This window comes from Aureispira sp. CCB-QB1 (assembly GCF_000724545.1).
Classification (GTDB): domain Bacteria; phylum Bacteroidota; class Bacteroidia; order Chitinophagales; family Saprospiraceae; genus Aureispira.
Map to the genome: position 1 here is coordinate 214,393 of NZ_JHBV01000039.1, position 19,321 is coordinate 233,713.

The following is a 19,321-nucleotide window of genomic DNA, read 5'->3' on the forward strand; positions in this document are numbered from 1 at the left end:
GTATTTGAAATTAATAGCCTGCTTATTTTTTAGTTTTAAAGCCCTTTGCATTCAACGGTTATTGCGTTGACTGTCGGTGTGCTAAGAAAAAGTAACATTGTATAGTGATAAATTTATTGATAATGAATGCTTTAAAGTAAGTAGATGCCTTGTTGCTTATCAACGATGCAACATTAATACTATACCAAAAATATTCTCAATAGACCAACCACCAAATTTATTAAAATAAAAGAAACATGATTCAATCTATAGAATTAAAACATACCAATCCCTCTATGGGACCTTATGAGCGCATTATAAGTTACAGTTTAGAAAATGCAGCCTTGCATAAGACGGAGTTTGAGCGTTTATTAAACGAAACAAAAGTAAATGGGAGGTATGATTTAAAGGAATTTTTAATAGCCTACAAAAACAAGGACAAAACAATGATACAACAAGTTCTGAATTTGAATTCCAATAAAGATTTAAGACAGGGCGAAACGATTTCGGTATTAAGTATCACTTTAATCGGAGGTGTTGTTGTTCAAATACCAGATTTGAGAGTGACAGAATTATCAGGATATTACCCTGATTTTATCCGATATTTGGTTGAACATGGGAATCGGTTTGAATTTTCAGAAGGAGATATTGGTTCTATGATGAAAAAAGAAAGCAAACAGGGATTGGATAATATAGGCGATACAGATATTTCGATTTAAAAAATCCATGATCAACAGAATCTAGTGCGCTTATCTAGCGCCGTATTAACTTTTGTTACAGGGTAAAAAATTCTATAGAATGATAGAAGTAGCCAAGGCAAAATCCATTGTCAGAGCATTAACATATACACCAAAGACAGTTCAATTGCCACTCCATGCATCGCTTGGTTATGTATTGAGTGTCCCTATTTATTCACCAATTCATATGCCGCCATTTGATCAATCTGCAATGGATGGTTATGCTTTGAAATTAGGGGAGGAATTACGTTATACAATAGTTGGCGAAGTACAGGCGGGCAGCGCAAAAAATCCTTCTATGAAAAAGGGGGAAGCAGTGCGTATTTTTACAGGAGCGGCAGTTCCAAGCGATGCAGATGCCGTTATCATGCAAGAAAAAACAACCGTAGAGGGTGAGCAACTGGTTTTGGAAGAACAACCTTTAGTTGCGGCTAATATTCGTCCACTAGGAGAGCAAATAAAAAAAGGAGCCATTGCTTTAGAAAAGGGAACTGAACTTAGTCCTGCGGCAATTGGTTTTTTAGCTGGTTTAGGTATATCAGAGGTACAGGTATATCAAAAACCTGCGGTTGCTATTGTTGTAACAGGGGATGAGTTGGTGGCATCAGGGCAAAATTTGGAACGAGGACAGATTTATGAGAGTAATGGCATTATGTTGTTAAACGCATTACAAAAAACAGGGTTTGATGCTGCTGTTGTTCCTGTAAAGGACGATTATACCGCTACAAAATTGTTGTTGAAAGACTTGTTAGAAACACGGGATTTTGTAATTATTTCTGGCGGAATTTCTGTCGGTGATTATGATTTTGTTGGCAAGGCATTATTGGAATTGGGAGTAGAGCAACTTTTTTATAAAGTACGTCAAAAACCAGGCAAACCCATGTTTTTTGGGAAAACAGCTACTAGCGTCGTCTTTGCTTTGCCAGGAAATCCTGCGGCAGCATTGTCTTGTTATTATCAATATGTTCTAATCGCTCTAAAACAAGCAATGGGCATTGAGAATTATCATTTGAAGCAGCTGCATTTACCTTTGGAAGAGGCATATCATAAAAAAGGCGATCGAGCACATTTTTTGAAAGCACAATTAACTTCTAATGGCGTAAAAATATTGCATGGGCAGAGTTCCGCCATGTTGTTTTCTTTTGCTTATGCAGACGCACTAATTTATATTCCACACGATCAAATGCATACAGCAGCAGGCGCATTGGTCGAAGTACATTTGCTGCCTTAGTAAGTTAAAGAATTTGTAATGAGGAATTATTTTTTAGGACTGTTCTGTATCATACTATTGGGCGGATGTCAGACATTGACACCTAAAAAACAGACTATAAAAATAGCTGCCGCTGCTTCTACACAGTATGTTTTAGATGCTTTGATAAAGGCGTATAATGCACCAGATAGCATTCAGATAGAAACTATCATTAGTTCTTCTGGAAAATTGACCGCTCAAATTGAACAAGGCGCGCCTTATGACCTTTTCATTTCTGCCGATACCATGTATCCTAACTATTTGTATCAAAAAGGGCTTGGGCTTGCAAAGCCTGTTGTTTATGCTTATGGGCAGTTGGTATTGTGGACCTTAGAATCTTATGACTTAAGCCAAGGGCTGCGTGTTTTGGAGGATGAAGCAGTTGAGAAAATAGCTTTGGCAGACCCTAAAACTGCTCCTTATGGAGAACTGAGCAAGGCTTATCTAAACGAAGCAGGAATATACGAAACGTTGAGCCCCAAACTAGTTTTGGGAGAAAGTATCGGACAGGTGAATCAGTATATTCATACTCGAACGGTAGAGATTGGTTTGACAGCCAAATCTGTTGTCATGGCTCCTCAATTAAAGGAAAAAGGTCAATTTGTGACCTTACAAGGCGCTCAACTAGCACAAGCGATGTTGTTACTAAGAAAAGCCACCTCATCAAAAGCAACAATGAGCTTTTATGAATTTTTGCAATCATCCAAAGCAAAAGAAATTTTTAAGCATTATGGCTACGTTTATCAATCGTAGATATTGGTTTTCGTTGGAAAAAAATATGCTTTCCTTTAATGTTTTTTAATAACGCTCCGTTGATTATTTAGTTTAGCTGTGTTGCTACTAGGTGGTTTCAATGGAGCAATATTTGAAACAAATAATAATTTATTGTAGTGTACTCCGATTAATTAATCTTAAAAAAATGGATTGGTCACCTTTATTATTGTCCTTGCAATTGGCTTTTATAACAACACTTTGTTTGTTAATTATAGGAATTCCTATCGCAACAAAATTAGCCTTTAGTTCTGCTCGATATAAGTTCTTGGTAGAAGCTGTGGTTAGCTTGCCTTTGGTTTTGCCACCAACTGTTTTGGGATTTTATTTATTAATTGCATTTTCTAAACATGGCGTTTTGGGGAGCTTTTTGGATCGTATGTTTGATATTCAGTTAGTATTCTCGTTTGGAGGATTGGTCATCGCATCTATTCTATACAGTCTGCCATTTATGATACAACCGATACAAGCAGGGTTACAAAACTTGCCTGCTTCTTTTAGAGAAGCCGCTTATACGATGGGAAAGACTCGTAGAGAGGTGCTTTGGCGGGTATTGTTACCCAATATAAAACCTGCGTTATTAACAGGAGTAGTATTAAGTTTTGCGCATACGATAGGAGAATTTGGTGTTGTATTGATGATAGGAGGACGAATTCCTGGTCAGACCTTGGTGGCGTCTATTGCGATTTATGATGAAGTAGAGTCTTTAAATTATACGCAAGCGAATGTTTATGCTTTGGTTTTGTTGTGTACAAGTTTTATCATCCTAGGAATTACTTATTATATTAATGCGCAAGCTGACTCCAAAAGGAAAAACCACTAAAAAAAGAGATGTTATTAAAAATAGCCTTAGAAAAAAGGATAACACCAACAAGGAGACTTCAGGTAGACTTGAAGTTAGAACGAGGGGATTTTGTCGCTATTTATGGAAAATCTGGTATAGGAAAAACAACCTTGTTGCGTATGATTGCTGGTTTGAGTCAAGCGGATTCGGGGATGTTGTCGGTGGGGCAGAAAACTTGGTTTGATAGCAAAAAGAATATTAATTTACCTCCACAGAATAGAAAAGTAGGTTTTGTATTTCAAGATTATGCTTTATTTCCCAATATGACTGTTGCCGAAAATTTGCAATTTGCGAATAATAATCCTGCTTTAATTCAAAAACTATTACAACAAACCAACTTAGCACCATTAAAAAACAAGAAGCCCAATCATCTTTCTGGAGGTCAACAGCAGCGGGTTGCTTTAGCCAGAGCCTTGATGGTAGAATCGTCTATTTTATTATTGGATGAGCCTCTTTCTGCTTTGGATTATGGTTTGCGACGAGAAATGCAACATTTGATTGCTGATTTACACGTTCAGTATCAACGAACAACATTGATGGTCAGCCACGATGTTCCCGAAATTATTAACTTGGCGAATAAATTGTTGGTTATTGATGATAATAAGGTAGCCTTATATAGAAATCCAAAATTGTATTTCGAAGAACAAGAACTGTTGGATGAGGTGCTAGAAGAAGGCGTTGTGCTGGAAATCAATGAGAATGAATTGCTCCTTCGTATAGGTGAGAAACGGCGAAAGCTACCTTATCTAAAGGGGGATTTAAAAAACATAAATGTAGGCGATACCTTAACTGTTAAACGTTGGGTACTTCCGTCTGATATGTATAAAATAGAACCTAAATGATTGCTAAGGACAAGATAACGACTGTAATTTTAGCAGGAGGAAAGAGTCGAAGGATGGGAGAGGACAAAGCTTTTTTGGACTTTAATGGTCAGACATTCTTAGAGCATATTTTAGAAAATGCAAAAGGATTGACAGCTGAGACTATGATTATAGGTGATCCCCAAAAATACAGCACTTTTGGAGTCGAAGTATATTCTGATGTTGTAATGGATAAGGGACCTGTTGGTGGAATATATACTGCTATGACGATTGTACCAACACCGTATTTGCTGGTGTTAAGCTGTGATGTTCCCTTGCTTAGAAGGGAGTTGTTGGCGTATTTAATCCAAAATAGTATGGTTAATAAGATGAATTTATTGATGCTAGAAGATGTTTGGCAGCCTTTGACAGCAATCTATTGTAAAGAACAATTACCTATTTTTGAAAATGCATTAAACGCTAATCAACTTCGATTGCGTACCGTACTAAGTTCACTGCAATTAAATAAAATACAATGTCCCCAAAATTGGGAGTTTTGTTTGAGTAATATTAATACACCTATCGATTTAAAAAAAATTAGAAATGGATATCGCAATTAAATATTTTGGTCAACTGGCTGAGGCAATGGGAAAAGAGGTGTCTACTGTAACTGTAGTCGACCATTGTTCGGTTCAAGAATTAAAAAGTACTTTGTTGAGTATTTATCCTGCTTTGGAAGGAAAGGAATTCAAGGTTGCTGTTAATAAAGCTATCGTCACTGATAAAGCAATTTTGCTGCCTACAGATGAGGTTGCTCTATTGCCTCCTTTTGCTGGTGGGTAAGAAGGCATTTTTCTAGGGAAAAATCAACAATTATAGATCAGCAAAATGGCTCATTTATATGACAAGAATTAAAATTATAGAGTTAAAAAAGTATGGTTTTTTGCTTGATAAAATAAGCCAAAACTAACCAAGATAGGCATTAAAAATTGCTTATCAAAATGATTTTAAGAAAAACCTTTCTTGACGAGTTTTTTGTAAAAAGGACTTGTTTTTTTACTTTTTTTGTTGTACATTGTCTCGTCTAGTAAAATCAACCTGAACCGCCTGTTTAGGTTGGTTAAAGACATACTATTACTATATAACACATACACATTCTATGTTGCGTACAAACGGAACAAATCTTAAAAATACAAACTATGCCAACTAGTAATTTGTCATCAGAAGCTGCAAAGGAACTCTTGGATTTCCAAAAGGAATTGCGCCGATTTTTGAAACAATTTGAAAAACTTGAAAAGGGGGGGGCAGAACGCAGTCAATATTTATCAAATGCTAGAAATGCAAAGGATTTGTACTTAGCACTTGATTTTCTAGACCTTAAGGATATTGTTAAGTCAGCTAAAAAGAAAGTTGTTGACGAGGTAGAAGAAAATGGAGACGAAGCACCCAAAACAAAAAAAGAAGAACGAAAAGCTCGTCGTGAAGCACGTAAAAAAGCACGCAAAGATAATCGAGAGAAACGTAGAGCAGAACGAAGAGTGAAATCTGTAGAACGAAAAAAACAGAGCAAAGATAAGTCTGGTGCTAAAGAAGAAAGTCAGTTCCGTTATGATAGCCTGAAAGCTTTGTGGGATGCGTATAAATTTGATGAAATTACATCAGATTTTAGAGACTACTTAGATAAGGGAGAGCAGTTTTTGACAGATGCGCAGAATTTTATCGATTTTGCACAAACTTTTGCTCCTGGTATTTATATCAAAGAAATTGAAGAGATTGAAGAGCTTATTGAAAAAGCACAAAGCTTCTTGGCAGTTGCTCGCAATGTAAGCAAACAAGTTGATCGTTATGCAAAATTGGCGCAAGATGTAGTTAATATTACGTTGAGTTTGCCGTCAAAAGCAGAGGACTTGAAAGATGGAATTGTAGAGGAGGCAACCAAAATATTTGCAGCAGCTAAGAGCTTCATTGCTACAGCAGACGTGACCGATGATGAGATTGAGTTGAATGTTGAAACATTGCAAAAGTATTTGGCACGAGGAGAGGAAAAACTAGGAAAGCTAGAAGTTTTGTTGGGAGCTGTAATAGGAGACGAAGATGGCGACAATCTTCCTGATTGGTACAATAGACTAGAGGCTAAATTTAATGAGTTATTAGGTGATTCAACTGATTTGATTCCTGGAACTAAGATTGATGATAAGCTTTTGATTCAAATAACGGGACTCAAAAGATCAGTAGATCAATTTATAGCTGCGGCTTCAGATAAAGTAGAAGAATTAGGATTAAAAGAAAAAATACAAAATGCACAACAATGGTTGGGCAAATTGAGTGAATTTACGCAAGCAATTACAGGGTTTGTTGAAAATGTAAAAGAAGGAGACTTAGCGAATATTTACGAAGATTTGAAGGACTTCAAAAACTTTATTGATTCAGATGAAGATATTTTGAAGGGAACAGATATAGATGATAAAATCAAGAAAAAGCTTCAAGAGCATAGCGAAAAAGCAAGAACTTGGTTAATGAATAAGTTAACAGGAGGGGATGCGAGCAAAGAAGGAGAAGTGCGTGAGATTTTGGGAGCTATTGATAAGATTATCTTGAGTACAGGTGGAGTAGTAGATCATTCGTCTAAGTATGAGAAAGATAAAAATAGAATTACGATTCCTAATATTACAGATGTTGCTACCAATGTAATGCGTAATGTATTGGCTCAATATGGGATTCGAAAAAAAGATGCCTCTTTTGAAGGTATTCTTTCTGATATGAAAGATCAAGCAGACGATGTAAAAGCTGCTGTTGGTCATAAGTTCAAGGATGCTGTAACACGTGGAGCGCAAGCTTCAGATGCTTTTAGAGATGCCAAAGATGAATATGACCAAGCCGTTAAAAAACACAACGATTACTTTAAAGCAACCAATACATTAGCTAAGAAAATTATTAATGGGTTGTTGTCTGTAGCTGGTGTTGCAGCTAACTCATTTGCTCCAGGTTCTGGATCTATTATTAATGCTGTAGGTGCTGCTTTATTGGGCGAGTTTGATGCTGTTAATGATCAAATTGATGATTTAATGCCTGATGGTTTAGAATTTATTGGCGATTTAGCAAAAGATGTGCTTCCTGGCGTATTGCCTCAGTGGGGAAGTGAGCGAGGTATTATTCAAATAGAAGGAAAAGAGTTGTTGGAAGGATTAAATGAGTTGTATATAAATGGAGTTTCTTCTAGGTATCAAGAGGTCATAAGCATATTAAATTTAATGAAAGCAAAGTCTAGAAATCTAGGGAAAAATTTGCGTTCGTTGGAACAAGCAGAGACTGTTGATCAAGAGGCTTTAGAAGCTATCAAGAAAAAGGTAATTATCTTAGAACTGAAATGGTCGGGACTAAAGAAAGATGTTAAGAAGAAATACATTGACTTGCCGTTTCCTCCCATCAATCAGCAAAAAGCTTACCATAATGCAAGCCGTTACTTGTATTCTGTATGGTTGATTCGATTCCCTAAAAAAGAGATTCGTATTGCCAATGCCATGATTGACCAGTTAGAAAAATTTGGAATTATGTCTGAAGCCAAAGCAGAATGGGATACTGGTTTCTGGGCTGGAGTGGGACGAGGCTTCTTCGGATTCTTTGGTGGCGATCCTTTTGATTACAGAGGAGAATTGAAGAAAATGAAAAGATGGGCTGCAAAAGAAAGTGATGCTCTTAAATCAACAAAAGCTTGGGCAGAAGTATTCTAAAAACAATATACTATATTATTATACTAAGAGCTCCAACTCAACTGAGTTGGAGCTCTTAATATTTAAAAACAAACCTTAACTTAGTTGCAGTAAATCACTCATACCAAAAACACCTTGTTTTCCTATTAACCAATGAGCCGCCATAATAGCTCCAGAAGCAAAACCTTCTCTACCTTTGGCAGTGTGTTTAATTTCTAGTTCATCAATAGATGAATGATATTGAATAACATGTGTTCCTGGAGTATCTCCAATACGTTTGGAGGCAATGGGAATGCAATTGTCTGGAGTGTTTAGATTATCTTCTTGCAATTGATATTCTTGTAAAGTATCTATTTTTTCTAAAATTCCCTCTGCTAAAGTAACTGCTGTTCCACTAGGTGCATCTAACTTTTGAGTGTGATGAATTTCTTCCATCCTTACTTGGTAAGCGGGGTGTTTGCTCATGATAGCAGCTAAGTGCTTGTTGAGCTCAAAGAAAATATTAACTCCTACACTAAAATTAGAAGCATAGAAAAAGGCACCATTGTTATTTGAGCACCAGTCTTTGACCATTTCAAATTTGTCTAACCATGCGGTAGTACCTGATACAACGGGCAAACCTGCTTTAAGACAAGTCATGATATTTTTGTAGGCAACATCTGGTTGTGAGAATTCAATGGCAACATCTGCTTGCTGTAAGTTTTCAGTTGTAAATGCATCTAAATTGTCGGCATTAATTTTTAGGACAACCTCGTGTCCTTGCTTGGTTGCTAAATGCTCAATGGTACGCCCCATTTTGCCATAGCCAATCATTGCTATTTTCATACTTTTTATAAAAAGTTTTGTGGCACAAATATTAAATTAAGAATAGTGTACCCAATCTATTAGGTACACTATTCTTATTGAAAAAAACTTTAAATTTTGTTGAGAAACTTCTGTCTCTTGGCTAAAAGTTTTTTATTTAAGCCTCGTCTAAAAAAGGGTAGCGGTAATCTGTTGGTGGTACAAAGGTTTCTTTGATCGTACGAGGAGAAACCCAACGCAACAGATTTAAAACAGAACCTGCTTTATCATTGGTACCAGATGCACGACCACCACCAAATGGTTGTTGACCAACAACCGCACCTGTTGGCTTGTCGTTGATGTAGAAATTACCAGCTGTATGACGCAAGCGATGAGCTGCTTTTTCAATAACTTGGCGATCTACGGCAAATAACGCTCCTGTCAAGGCATAAGGAGAAGAAGCGTCTAAAATATCCATTGTTTCTTCAAATTTATCATCTTCGTAGACATAAATTGTCAAAACAGGTCCAAATAACTCTTCACACATAGTTGTGTACTTAGGATCTTCTACTTTTAAAACCGTTGGATCAATGAAGTAACCTTCAGATTTGTCATAAGTACCACCAGCAACTACTTCTACATTATCATCTTCGTTTGCACGATCAATATAGGCTGCTAATTTATCAAATGAGGTTTCGCTGATAACAGCATTTACAAAGTTAGAAAAGTCTTCTACTGTTCCTACCTTCATGGAAGCCAAATCTTTTACCAAACTCTCTTTGATACTTGGCCACAAGCTTTGTGGAATATAAGCACGAGATGCAGCTGAGCATTTTTGCCCTTGGTACTCAAACGCCCCACGAGATAGTGCTGTTGCTACTTCGTTGGCATTTGCTGTTGGATGAGCAATGACATAATCCTTTCCACCTGTTTCTCCAACAATACGTGGATAAGACTTGTATTTAGAGATATTATTACCAATTGTTCTCCATAAATTTTGGAAAACACCTGTTGAACCTGTAAAATGAAGACCAGCAAATTCTCTATGATTGAAAATAACGTCTCCTGTTGCAGGACCATCTGCCAAAACTAAGTTGATGACACCATCAGGAAGTCCCGCATCTTTGAACAAGTCCATAATAACTTTTGCTGAATAGATTTGAGTCTCAGCAGGTTTCCAAACGACAACATTTCCCATCATAGCAGGAGCTGCACATAAGTTAGCACAAATAGAAGTGAAGTTAAATGGAGTAATTGCAAAAACAAAACCTTCTAAAGGACGGTGTTCTAAGCGATTCCACATACCTGGGTTCGAATCTGGTTGTTCACTGTACAACTCTGTCATGTATTGTACATTGTAACGGAAAAAGTCAATCAACTCACAGGCAGCATCAATTTCTGCTTGGAAAGCATTTTTAGATTGTGCTAGCATAGTAGCAGCATTTATCTTAGCACGGTATGGACCAGCTAATAATTCTGCAGCTTTTAAGAAAATAGCAGCACGATGCTCCCAAGAGGTATTTTCCCAAGCTTCTTTTGCTGCCAATGCAGCATCAATAGCGTCTTTTACATGAGAGGCGTTACCTTTGCTGTAATGTCCTAAAACATGTTTTCTTTCATGAGGAGGATGCATCGATACTTTATTATCAGTATGCACTTCCTTTCCATTTATAATCATAGGCACATCAATTTGAGTTGCCTTATAGACAGCCAATTGTGCTTTTAATTCTGCTCTTTCTTTGCTACCAGGAGCATAGCTTTTTACGGGTTCGTTAATCGGTGTAGGCACCTTAAAGAATGCATTAGCCATAGTGTGTTATTGTTTTTTTTATTCTAAAATAATACATAACAAATTCTAAGAAGCTCAAAGGTAAGAAATGGAGTGCGAATTCAAAAATTATAACTTAGTTTGAATCTGTTGTAGTTTGTGAGGGGAGAAGATTTTGTCGTATGTTATAGACAAAAATATTTATATCGGTGGTTTGATTTTGTAGCAAACAGTATAAAAGTTTTGAGTATAGAATTGCCATATAAATTTTGTATTATTGTAGTTGTATAAAACAATATTTCTAAAAAGGCTCTGTTTGGTTCTTTTTTGAGCAAATGATTACTAACAATAGTTCGTTGAAACCACGCAGTAGCAGCGAAGCTAAACTTTATTAGTTTACTTCGTGAGTGCTGCGCAGTTGATAATCAATAGGTTGTAGATTTGTTGCGTTTTGTGTTAAGATTTTGATTATCAAATTAATATAAATGTGCTTTTTTGTCTTTTTAGTAAAAAAGTAAAAAACTAAGCTTGCGCCCTCATGAGCGTAGCGAACTAATCAACGAACTACTATACTAAATAAAACCATATATTTTATGCCAATACTTCGTTGAAGTATTAAGCGGCAATTTTGCCTTTGTTATATAATTGAATAATACGAGGGTTATTTTTTATCACGTTAGGGGAAATCCCAGAAACCGAAATAAATAAATCAAAAGCCTCGTCTAGTAAAAGTTTATTGACATATTGGGTTTTAATATCTGCCATTGAAAAGGGTTTTACATCGGTTTCAAATGGAAGGTAGTGCATCGCTTTAGCAATATTTATGGTTGTCAAACTCATATTAATATGAAAATCAATTTTCTCTTCTTTCGTAGATTGGCAATGTTGCAAACCTACATGCTGTTTGGCATCTCTAAACAAAAATTCTTGTTGGAATCTCAGCCGATAGTAAAGTAATATATCTATTCCCATTCGATTGAGATTGGTAGAAAAGTAAACTTTTGCACTGCTGATACGACCATCTTCTTTTAATCTGTGAACTACCAAAACTCGAACTTTTCTTTTCAATGCTTTGCTATACACAACAGCTTCATAGCCACGTTCATTTTCATCAGCATAGCATAGTTGAAAATATTGCTGAGATAAATTTTTAGTATTTACTCTTCCATCAAATTTTTTAGGACATCCTCCACCAGAACCTTTGCCTTTACCTAAGTTTTTGCCCTTGCCTCCTCGTTGTGGTCCAGCGTACAAATAACATAAAGCTACATCGCTTCGAAAACGACTGATAAATTCAAAATTTTGCGCTGTCACCGCTTGAACAAAGGGAGCTTTTGAGAAAAAGGCATCTGCTACAAGGATTGATGAAATAGAATGTAATTGCTGCTTCTCATCCAATATCAATTTGTAGTAAAATTCCAACATTTCTTCTTTTTTCAAACCATTTGGTGTTTGTTTTGCCAAATAATGCATTGATGTTTGTTGTTTTATATCGACAGCTGCAAGACTGCTTATTTCCATACCCCATTTTCTAGATTTTGCACAACCAGACCAAAAATAACCAACATGGGCTGTCTTTTTGCCGCTTTTGCTAATGAAACAAGGGTCAAATGCCCAGATTATCTCATCACTTAAATAGCTTTGAATAAGTTCGAAATTAAACTTTGCTAGTTCATGAGATTTTCCAGCATTTCTTCGATAAGTACTTTCTACATAACTTCCATAACGTCCCATGTTTAGATAGGTGTAACGAGATGGTAAACTTAGATAAAGTACAAAAAGATGAACTAAAAAATCGTTATACCATTTTCCTTTTTCAGATATTTTACTCAATATTGCTCTTGTGAATGTTTCAGCATTCATAGGGTAAATGTTTTGGTTTGCTAATCGTAAGACAATTTTCAAACTTAAAAACTTTTACCCATTTTTATTTAAACCTATTAATACTTCAACGAAGTATTGTTATGCGCAACTTTACAAAAATAATTACAATTCTTTTATTGAGCAGCTTCTATTGTTTGGGCGTAAAGGCGCAAATAGCAGATTTTAAAGCTGATCTTACCTACACTTGTGTAGGAACTGTACAATTTGAAGATTTATCAACGAATGCACCTACAAGTTGGTTGTGGCAATTTGGAGATGGCGGTTTGTCTACGCAGCAAAACCCAACCTATACTTATGCCAATAGTGGCGTTTATACTGTTACCTTACAGACAACCAATAGTCAGGGGGCTGATACAATTGTCAAAACAGGATATATAAGGGTAGAAAAAGCAAAGGTCACCTCTGTTACCAATGCCGAAACTTGTGTTAATACATCGACTACTCTTTCCGCAACGAATGGTACGGGAGTATTAAGATGGTATGATGGTGCCAATACATTGGTACATACAGGCAATACATTTACAACACCTACTTTGACGACAAATACTACGTATTTTGTAGAAGATGTAACAACTACCGATGTGACCGAATATGCGGGACCAATAGATGGGAGTTCTGTGGGAAATGGAGGTTATCATGGAGGAAATTTTACTGGAGGGGTCAACTTTACAGCTTATCAAGCGTTTGACATTGTTTCTCTATGGGTCGATGCCGATGGGGCAGGACCTAGAACTATTTATTTATACAATGGACATGTTCTTAATGGTAATAATGTTAATAATACAGTTATTAGTCAAGTGACGGTTTATATTCCCGATGGTCAATCTAGAGTCCAAGTCAATTTACAAGTTCCAGGAGCTGGAGATTATTCATTGGCAGGAAATGATATGGATTTGTTTAGAAACAACAATGGCTCTGCGGTTTACCCTTATAGCTTGGCAGGAGTAGTAGATATGGTTAGTGCAACGACTACAAGCGTTGGGTTCTATTATTATTTTTATAATTGGGAATTGAATTTATCAACAGAATGTGTTAGTGCAAGAGAAACAGTAGAGGCAAAAGTAGTTGATGCGAATTTTACAAGTGTTATCAATGGAGGAACAGCTAGCTTTTCAGATGCATCTATTGGAGCGACTAGTTGGCTGTGGGATTTTGGAGATGGGACAACATCTACACAGCAAAATCCTACTCATACGTATACAACCAATAATGGTCCGCACATGGTTCGCCTAACAGTCAATGGCATTTGCTCCTTTTCTGATTCTGTAACGGTTTCTGTTGGAATAGAGCGATTGGGGAACGATATGACGTTAAGTATTGCTCCTAATCCTGCAAAGGGGTATACCAATTTATCCTTTAGTCAACAACTACCTGAAGACCTAACGATGGAATTGATTGGCATGGACGGAAGACTTATTAAAAAAGAAATTCTTTTGGAAGGAACCACAGATTATACCTTGGATGTAAGCAATCTGAGTTCTGCTTTATACTTGATGCGTTTATCAACAAAGGAAATGACCGAAATTCGGAAGATTATAATTAAATAATCCAAATATTTTAGTACCATAGTTCAAGGAACTATTGTTAGTAGATATTACTACTTGATACAACGGTCAACAATGACTTTATAGAGCCTTCTTACTCAAGAAGGCTTTTTTTATGGGGCATTAAAACATAGAACCGTTAATTTTACAAAAAACTGAATGGTTTTCCTACTATAATTTTGTATTATTATGAATGTTTAAAATTTTATTTTCAATAAGAAGCTATAGATTGTAGAAAAATCTATACTTTCTACTCAAAAAAACTGTATATGAACCGTATTTCTATCTTAACAATGGCATTGATAGGAATATTGATGGGGAACCTACACGCACAGGATTACACCATTAATTTTCTCAAAGGTGCCAAACACTTTGAGTCCAATATATCGGACTTCAAGTCTATTCGCCAACTGAATCAGAACGAAATTTTTTCAAACCGCTTTTATCGTTTTGTTCAATTTAATGCAATTCCTACACCTTCTTTACAAAAGCAATTGGCTGCTGCCGATATAAGATTATTGGAGTACATACCCAATAAGGTATATGTAGCCTCTATCCCCATCGGAATAGATATAAATCAGTTGCAAAAACTGAATATTAGAAGTATCGTACCAATCGAAAAAACGTATAAAATAGGACAGCGCTTAGAGGATGAAGATTATCCTGATTGGGCAATGGAAGGAAATTATATTACGGTCACAATACAATACTATCAAGACATTAAGCCTTCTACGGCTAAAGAGGAGATGAAAAAACTAGGCTTGAGTATCAATCAATCAATGGATCATGCCCAAATGGTTGTTGCTCAATTATTGCCTACTCAGATCAGCAAAGTAGTGGATGCTTCTTTTATTCGTTATGTGGATATTATGTCAGAACCAGGAAAACCAGAGTCTGATGATGGTCGCCATTTGCATCGTGCGAATGCAATTGATGGCGATTTTTCAGGAGCTAGAAACTACGATGGGACAGGAGTGACCTTTGCTGTTAATGATGATGGTTTTGTAGGACCTCATATTGATTTTAAAGGACGTACCAATCAACAGGATGTAGCTGGTGATTTTGCAGGAGACCATGGGGATATGGTAGCAGGAATTGCTGGTGGTGCTGGAAATTTAGATCCTCTTATGCGTGGGATGGCAACGGGGTCTTATATGCATATTCGTCAATATGTAGCTTCGATGGCAGGAACACTTCCCTTGCATCAAGATAGTGCCGTGTTGATTTTTTCCTCTTCTTATAGTAATGGTTGTAATGGAGGGTACACCAACACAACTGTTTTGGTAGATCAAGAAATTTATAACAACCCCACCTTAATGCAAACGTTTTCGGCAGGAAATAGCAACAATCAAGATTGTGGTTATGGTGCAGGAACGCAGTGGGGAAACATTACTGGTGGGCATAAAATCGGTAAGAATGTTATTGCGACAGCAAATTTAAATGCTTCAGACGGGATTGCAAACAGTAGTAGCCGTGGTCCTGCATCAGATGGGCGCATCAAACCAGATATTTCTGCACATGGTGTTTCACATATGTCTACCGACCCTAATAATGCCTATGCACCAGGAGGTGGAACGTCTGCTGCTGCTCCAGGAATTTGTGGTGTAATGGCACAGATGCATCATGCTTATCGTGATTTGAATGGAGGAAACATTGCACCATCGGCTTTGCTAAAAGCTGCCTTACTAAATACAGCGAATGATTTGGGCAACGATGGACCTGATTTTATTTTTGGTTGGGGAAAAGTGAATGGTCTCAAGGCTGTTCAACTGCTAGAAGACAATCGTTATTTTAATGCAACATTAACCCAAGGGGGGACGAATAGTCATTCGATTGCAATACCAGCAGGAGTACAACGTGCAAAAATTATGATTTACTGGGCAGACAGAGAAGCATCTACCGCTGCGGCAACGGCATTGGTGAATGATTTGGATGCAACTGTTACCGATCCTAGTGCAACGGTACATTTGCCTTGGTTATTAGATCATACGCCTAACGCAACAACGTTGGGTTTACCAGCAACCAAAGGTGCAGACCATTTGAACAATGTAGAACAAATAGCAATTGATAACCCGGCAGCAGGTACCTATACATTGGATGTAGCAGGAACAACCATACCTATGGGAACACAGGAGTATTATGTTGTGTACGAATTTTTGATGGACGACATTACGGTAATTCATCCAATGGGAGGAGAAGGATTAATCCCTGGCGCTAACGATAGAATTCACTGGGATGCTTATGGGACATCAGGTACGTTTTTGATAGAATATACAACTGATAATGGAGCAACTTGGACAACTATTGCTGCTGCTGCACCTGGTACTAGCCGATTTCTAAATTGGACAATTCCTGCAACGATAACAGGAGAAGCAAGAGTACGCATATCAAGATCTGGCGTAACAGATGAAAGTGATGCGAACTTTACGATTATAGAGCGACCTCAAAACATACGTGTCAACCGAGTGTGTCCAAATGTAAATGAAATTCAATTGGCTTGGGATGCGGTGCCAGGAGCAACGGGATACGATGTATTTTTATTAGGACAAAAATTCATGGATTCAATAGGAACCACCACAGCATTGACCTATAATGTGGCTGTAACTGACATCAACGATCCTCAATGGTTCTCTGTTCGAGCTGTTGGGTCCAATGGAATAAGAGGCTTACGCCAAATTGCTGTTAATTATGCAGGTGCTTCTGGTGGCACTTCTGTTTGTTTCTTGTCTTGTTCTGGTGATAATGATGCTGGAGTAGCGAGTTTGGACGCCCCTAGTTCTATTTTGGAAACTTGTGGAGGGGTTTCAACGGCAACGGTTTCTATGACAGTAGAAAATATTGGCTTGTTTACAGAATCTAACTTTCCTGTTTATTATCAATTTGGAAACGATCCTATGGTAACAGAAACCTATACGGCTAATCTAGCAGCAGGAGGTTCGGCAAGTTTCTCCTTTACAACACCGATTAATATTCCAACAGCAGGAGTCTATGAGTTAAAAGTCTGGACAGGATTGAGTGCTGATAGTACGCATTGTAACGATACGATTACACAAATGATAACGGTGTTGGATCCTTTGGGCAGCTTCCCTTATGCAGAAGATTTTGATGGTGGAACGTTTCCTCCTCCTTCTTCTTATATTATAAATGGGGATAATGATAGAACATGGGAATTGGTCACGACGACAGGAGCAGCAGGAGGAAATACAGCTGCTATGTTTGTGAATAACTTTTCTTATAATGCTCCAGGACAGGAAGATATTTTCAGTTTTGTAACTTTAGACATGACCCAAGCTCCTGCGACAGCTAGTGCTATGCTTACCTTTGACGTGGCTTACCGTCGTTTTAGTGCAAATTTGTCCGATGATTTACGCATTGATTTGTCAACAGATTGTGGGCAAACTTTTTCTCAAGTATACTTTAAGGGAGGAGCAGCTTTAGCAACAGGACCTGATGCAGGACAAACATGGCAGCCTAATGCAGCAAGTGACTGGAGAAATGATACGGTGGATTTGTCGGCTTATTTAGGTAGTAATGTAGTATTGAGGTTTGTTAATATTAATGGGTATGGTAATAATTTGTATGTTGATAATATCAATGTAGATGTACTAGGCGCATTGCCGCCTGTAGCCGATTTTTCTTCTAATTTGTTGTACACTTGTGATGGAACAATTGAATTTAAAGATGAATCAGGAAATCAACCTTCGCAGTGGTTGTGGACGTTTGGAGATGGCGGTGTTTCTACGCAAGCAAACCCAACCCATACTTATGCATCAAGTGGAACATACAATGTGTCTTTGCAAGTAACCAATAGTTTGGGAGTGGATACCGAAGTTAAAAATGCTTATATCGTGGTAGAATATCCTGAAGTAACCTCTACTAATAATGGTGCTGGATGTCCTAATACGTCTATAGCTTTATCTGCAACGAATAATAATGGGACCTTGCATTGGTACGATGGAGCCAATAGTTTGGTACACGTAGGAGATACTTTCAACACTCCTACATTGGTAGCAACAACGAATTATCAAGTACAAAATATTATTCTTACACCTACTTTGAATGCAGGTCCTGCTAATGGAACTGCTGTAGGTGGTGGTGGATATCACGGTAGTGGTTTCTATGGGGTTATCAACTTTACAGCTTACAATAGTTTTGAATTGATTTCAGTATGGGTAGATGCTGATGGAGCAGGACCAAGAACCTTCACATTGTGGGATGGTTCTATTGCCAACGGCGGTGCAGCACCCACGAATACTGTTTTGGCGCAAACAACAGTTAATTTAGTAAATGGAGGGCAACGTATTTTATTAAATTTCCAAGTGCCAGGACCAGGGGATTATAGTATAGGAGGAAATAATATGGATTTGTATAGAAATAATACAGGAACAGCTTACCCATATACACTCCCCAATGTATTGACCATGACAAGTTCTGCTGCAAATAATCCAACAGATTTTTATTACTATCTATACGATTGGGAAGTACGTTTGGATTCTTGTGCAGGTGCTTTGTCAACCGTAACGGCAGAAATTGTAGAGGCTCAATTTACAGCAGTTACTAGCGGCGGAACAGCTGCGTTTACAGATGCATCAACAGGGGCAACTAGTTGGTTGTGGAATTTTGGAGATGGAAATACTTCTACACAGCAAAATCCAACCCATACATATACTAGCAATGGCCCTCATTATGTTACTCTAACAATTAATAATGGTGCTTGTTCCTTTGCAGATTCCGTTTCAGTTTCTGTTGGTATAGAAGAAATTAGTAATAATATGAACCTCGTCATTTTGCCCAATCCTGCTACTTCAGAAACAACACTTCGCCTTAGCGAAGTATTGCCAACAGAATTAATGGTAGAGGTGATTGCAGTTAATGGAAAGGTTTTATTGGAGACTCAAATTCCAGCAGGAGTGACTAATAAAACACTAGATGTAAGCCATTTGCCACCAGCAATGTATTTGATTCGATTGAGTACAGATGCTGTTGTTGACGTTCGAAAATTGATTATTAGCAAATAAAGATCTTATAAAAATGGATAGAATGACTGCTTTGAAGTACTTTCAGGGCAGTCATTTTTTTGTATAATAATTCAAGTTTTAACAATAAAAACTAGCATCTTCGTTAATTATCCATTATTTTATGACTTTTACCAGAGTTCCCCACGCAAACTTCGTGTATTAGCTTCTGATACCTTATTGACAAACTATGATAAGTTGTGTCTATATGTAAATCGAATTTATTGATGATTGCAT

General features: G+C 37.2%; 13 protein-coding genes. 10 read left to right on the plus strand and 3 right to left on the minus strand.

What is annotated here, in order from left to right; all coding sequences use genetic code 11:
* The first annotated feature begins 236 nt into the window (after positions 1-236).
* The 8 genes from CG11_RS20180 (at position 237) to CG11_RS20215 (ending at position 8,111) form a co-directional block, all read left to right on the plus strand.
* Complete coding sequence (locus CG11_RS20180; RefSeq protein WP_052598648.1) at positions 237-698, plus strand: hypothetical protein; 462 nt, start codon at positions 237-239, stop codon at positions 696-698.
* Between the two features lie 79 nt (positions 699-777).
* The gene (gene glp / locus CG11_RS20185; RefSeq protein WP_052598649.1) at positions 778-1,947 is read left to right on the plus strand and encodes a gephyrin-like molybdotransferase Glp; all 1,170 of its coding nucleotides are present in this window, start codon (positions 778-780) and stop codon (positions 1,945-1,947) included.
* Between the two features lie 18 nt (positions 1,948-1,965).
* Entirely contained in the window at positions 1,966-2,718 is a 753-nt protein-coding gene (modA, locus tag CG11_RS20190; protein WP_063833153.1) for a molybdate ABC transporter substrate-binding protein, read from the plus strand.
* A gap of 166 nt (positions 2,719-2,884) precedes the next feature.
* Complete coding sequence (modB, locus tag CG11_RS20195) at positions 2,885-3,559, plus strand: molybdate ABC transporter permease subunit (protein ID WP_052598651.1); 675 nt, start codon at positions 2,885-2,887, stop codon at positions 3,557-3,559.
* A gap of 8 nt (positions 3,560-3,567) precedes the next feature.
* On the plus strand, positions 3,568-4,422 hold the full coding sequence (locus CG11_RS20200) for a sulfate/molybdate ABC transporter ATP-binding protein (RefSeq protein ID WP_052598652.1): 855 nt from the start codon (positions 3,568-3,570) through the stop codon (positions 4,420-4,422).
* Complete coding sequence (locus CG11_RS20205; RefSeq protein ID WP_052598653.1) at positions 4,419-5,000, plus strand: molybdenum cofactor guanylyltransferase; 582 nt, start codon at positions 4,419-4,421, stop codon at positions 4,998-5,000. The genes CG11_RS20200 and CG11_RS20205 overlap by 4 nt, the downstream gene beginning before the upstream one ends.
* The gene (locus tag CG11_RS20210) at positions 4,984-5,223 is read left to right on the plus strand and encodes a MoaD/ThiS family protein (protein WP_052598654.1); all 240 of its coding nucleotides are present in this window, start codon (positions 4,984-4,986) and stop codon (positions 5,221-5,223) included. The genes CG11_RS20205 and CG11_RS20210 overlap by 17 nt, the downstream gene beginning before the upstream one ends.
* Before the next feature lie 356 nt (positions 5,224-5,579).
* On the plus strand, positions 5,580-8,111 hold the full coding sequence (locus CG11_RS20215) for a hypothetical protein (protein WP_052598655.1): 2,532 nt from the start codon (positions 5,580-5,582) through the stop codon (positions 8,109-8,111).
* A gap of 75 nt (positions 8,112-8,186) precedes the next feature.
* Here CG11_RS20215 and dapB read toward each other — a convergent pair whose 3' ends face one another.
* The 3 genes from dapB to CG11_RS20230 all read right to left on the minus strand — a co-directional run bounded on the left by dapB (position 8,187) and on the right by CG11_RS20230 (position 12,504).
* Positions 8,187-8,915, minus strand: a complete 729-nt coding sequence (gene dapB / locus CG11_RS20220) for a 4-hydroxy-tetrahydrodipicolinate reductase (protein WP_052598656.1) — start codon at positions 8,913-8,915, stop codon at positions 8,187-8,189.
* 136 nt (positions 8,916-9,051) lie between these two features.
* Entirely contained in the window at positions 9,052-10,683 is a 1,632-nt protein-coding gene (gene pruA / locus CG11_RS20225) for an L-glutamate gamma-semialdehyde dehydrogenase (protein WP_052598657.1), read from the minus strand.
* A 573-nt stretch (positions 10,684-11,256) separates the two neighbouring features.
* Positions 11,257-12,504 (minus strand): transposase, encoded by a 1,248-nt coding sequence (locus CG11_RS20230; protein ID WP_052598658.1) that lies wholly within the window; start codon positions 12,502-12,504, stop codon positions 11,257-11,259.
* 101 nt (positions 12,505-12,605) lie between these two features.
* Between CG11_RS20230 and CG11_RS20235 the strand changes: the two genes are divergently transcribed.
* Together CG11_RS20235 and CG11_RS20240 are read left to right on the plus strand one after the other, a co-directional pair.
* The gene (locus CG11_RS20235) at positions 12,606-14,072 is read left to right on the plus strand and encodes a PKD domain-containing protein (RefSeq protein WP_052598659.1); all 1,467 of its coding nucleotides are present in this window, start codon (positions 12,606-12,608) and stop codon (positions 14,070-14,072) included.
* 266 nt (positions 14,073-14,338) lie between these two features.
* Positions 14,339-19,087: a PKD domain-containing protein gene (locus CG11_RS20240; protein ID WP_052598660.1), complete on the plus strand. Its 4,749-nt coding sequence runs from the start codon at positions 14,339-14,341 to the stop codon at positions 19,085-19,087.
* Positions 19,088-19,321: the final 234 nt, after the last annotated feature.

Bases quoted from the DNA above. Each gene is read 5' to 3' on its own strand.
- CG11_RS20180 (WP_052598648.1), top strand. From the start codon at position 237: ATGATTCAATCTATAGAATTAAAACATACCAATCCCTCTATGGGACCT.
- glp (WP_052598649.1), top strand. From the start codon at position 778: ATGATAGAAGTAGCCAAGGCAAAATCCATTGTCAGAGCATTAACATAT.
- modA (WP_063833153.1), top strand. From the start codon at position 1,966: ATGAGGAATTATTTTTTAGGACTGTTCTGTATCATACTATTGGGCGGA.
- modB (WP_052598651.1), top strand. From the start codon at position 2,885: ATGGATTGGTCACCTTTATTATTGTCCTTGCAATTGGCTTTTATAACA.
- CG11_RS20200 (WP_052598652.1), top strand. From the start codon at position 3,568: ATGTTATTAAAAATAGCCTTAGAAAAAAGGATAACACCAACAAGGAGA.
- CG11_RS20205 (WP_052598653.1), top strand. From the start codon at position 4,419: ATGATTGCTAAGGACAAGATAACGACTGTAATTTTAGCAGGAGGAAAG.
- CG11_RS20210 (WP_052598654.1), top strand. From the start codon at position 4,984: ATGGATATCGCAATTAAATATTTTGGTCAACTGGCTGAGGCAATGGGA.
- CG11_RS20215 (WP_052598655.1), top strand. From the start codon at position 5,580: ATGCCAACTAGTAATTTGTCATCAGAAGCTGCAAAGGAACTCTTGGAT.
- dapB (WP_052598656.1), bottom strand. From the start codon at position 8,915: ATGAAAATAGCAATGATTGGCTATGGCAAAATGGGGCGTACCATTGAG.
- pruA (WP_052598657.1), bottom strand. From the start codon at position 10,683: ATGGCTAATGCATTCTTTAAGGTGCCTACACCGATTAACGAACCCGTA.
- CG11_RS20230 (WP_052598658.1), bottom strand. From the start codon at position 12,504: ATGAATGCTGAAACATTCACAAGAGCAATATTGAGTAAAATATCTGAA.
- CG11_RS20235 (WP_052598659.1), top strand. From the start codon at position 12,606: ATGCGCAACTTTACAAAAATAATTACAATTCTTTTATTGAGCAGCTTC.
- CG11_RS20240 (WP_052598660.1), top strand. From the start codon at position 14,339: ATGAACCGTATTTCTATCTTAACAATGGCATTGATAGGAATATTGATG.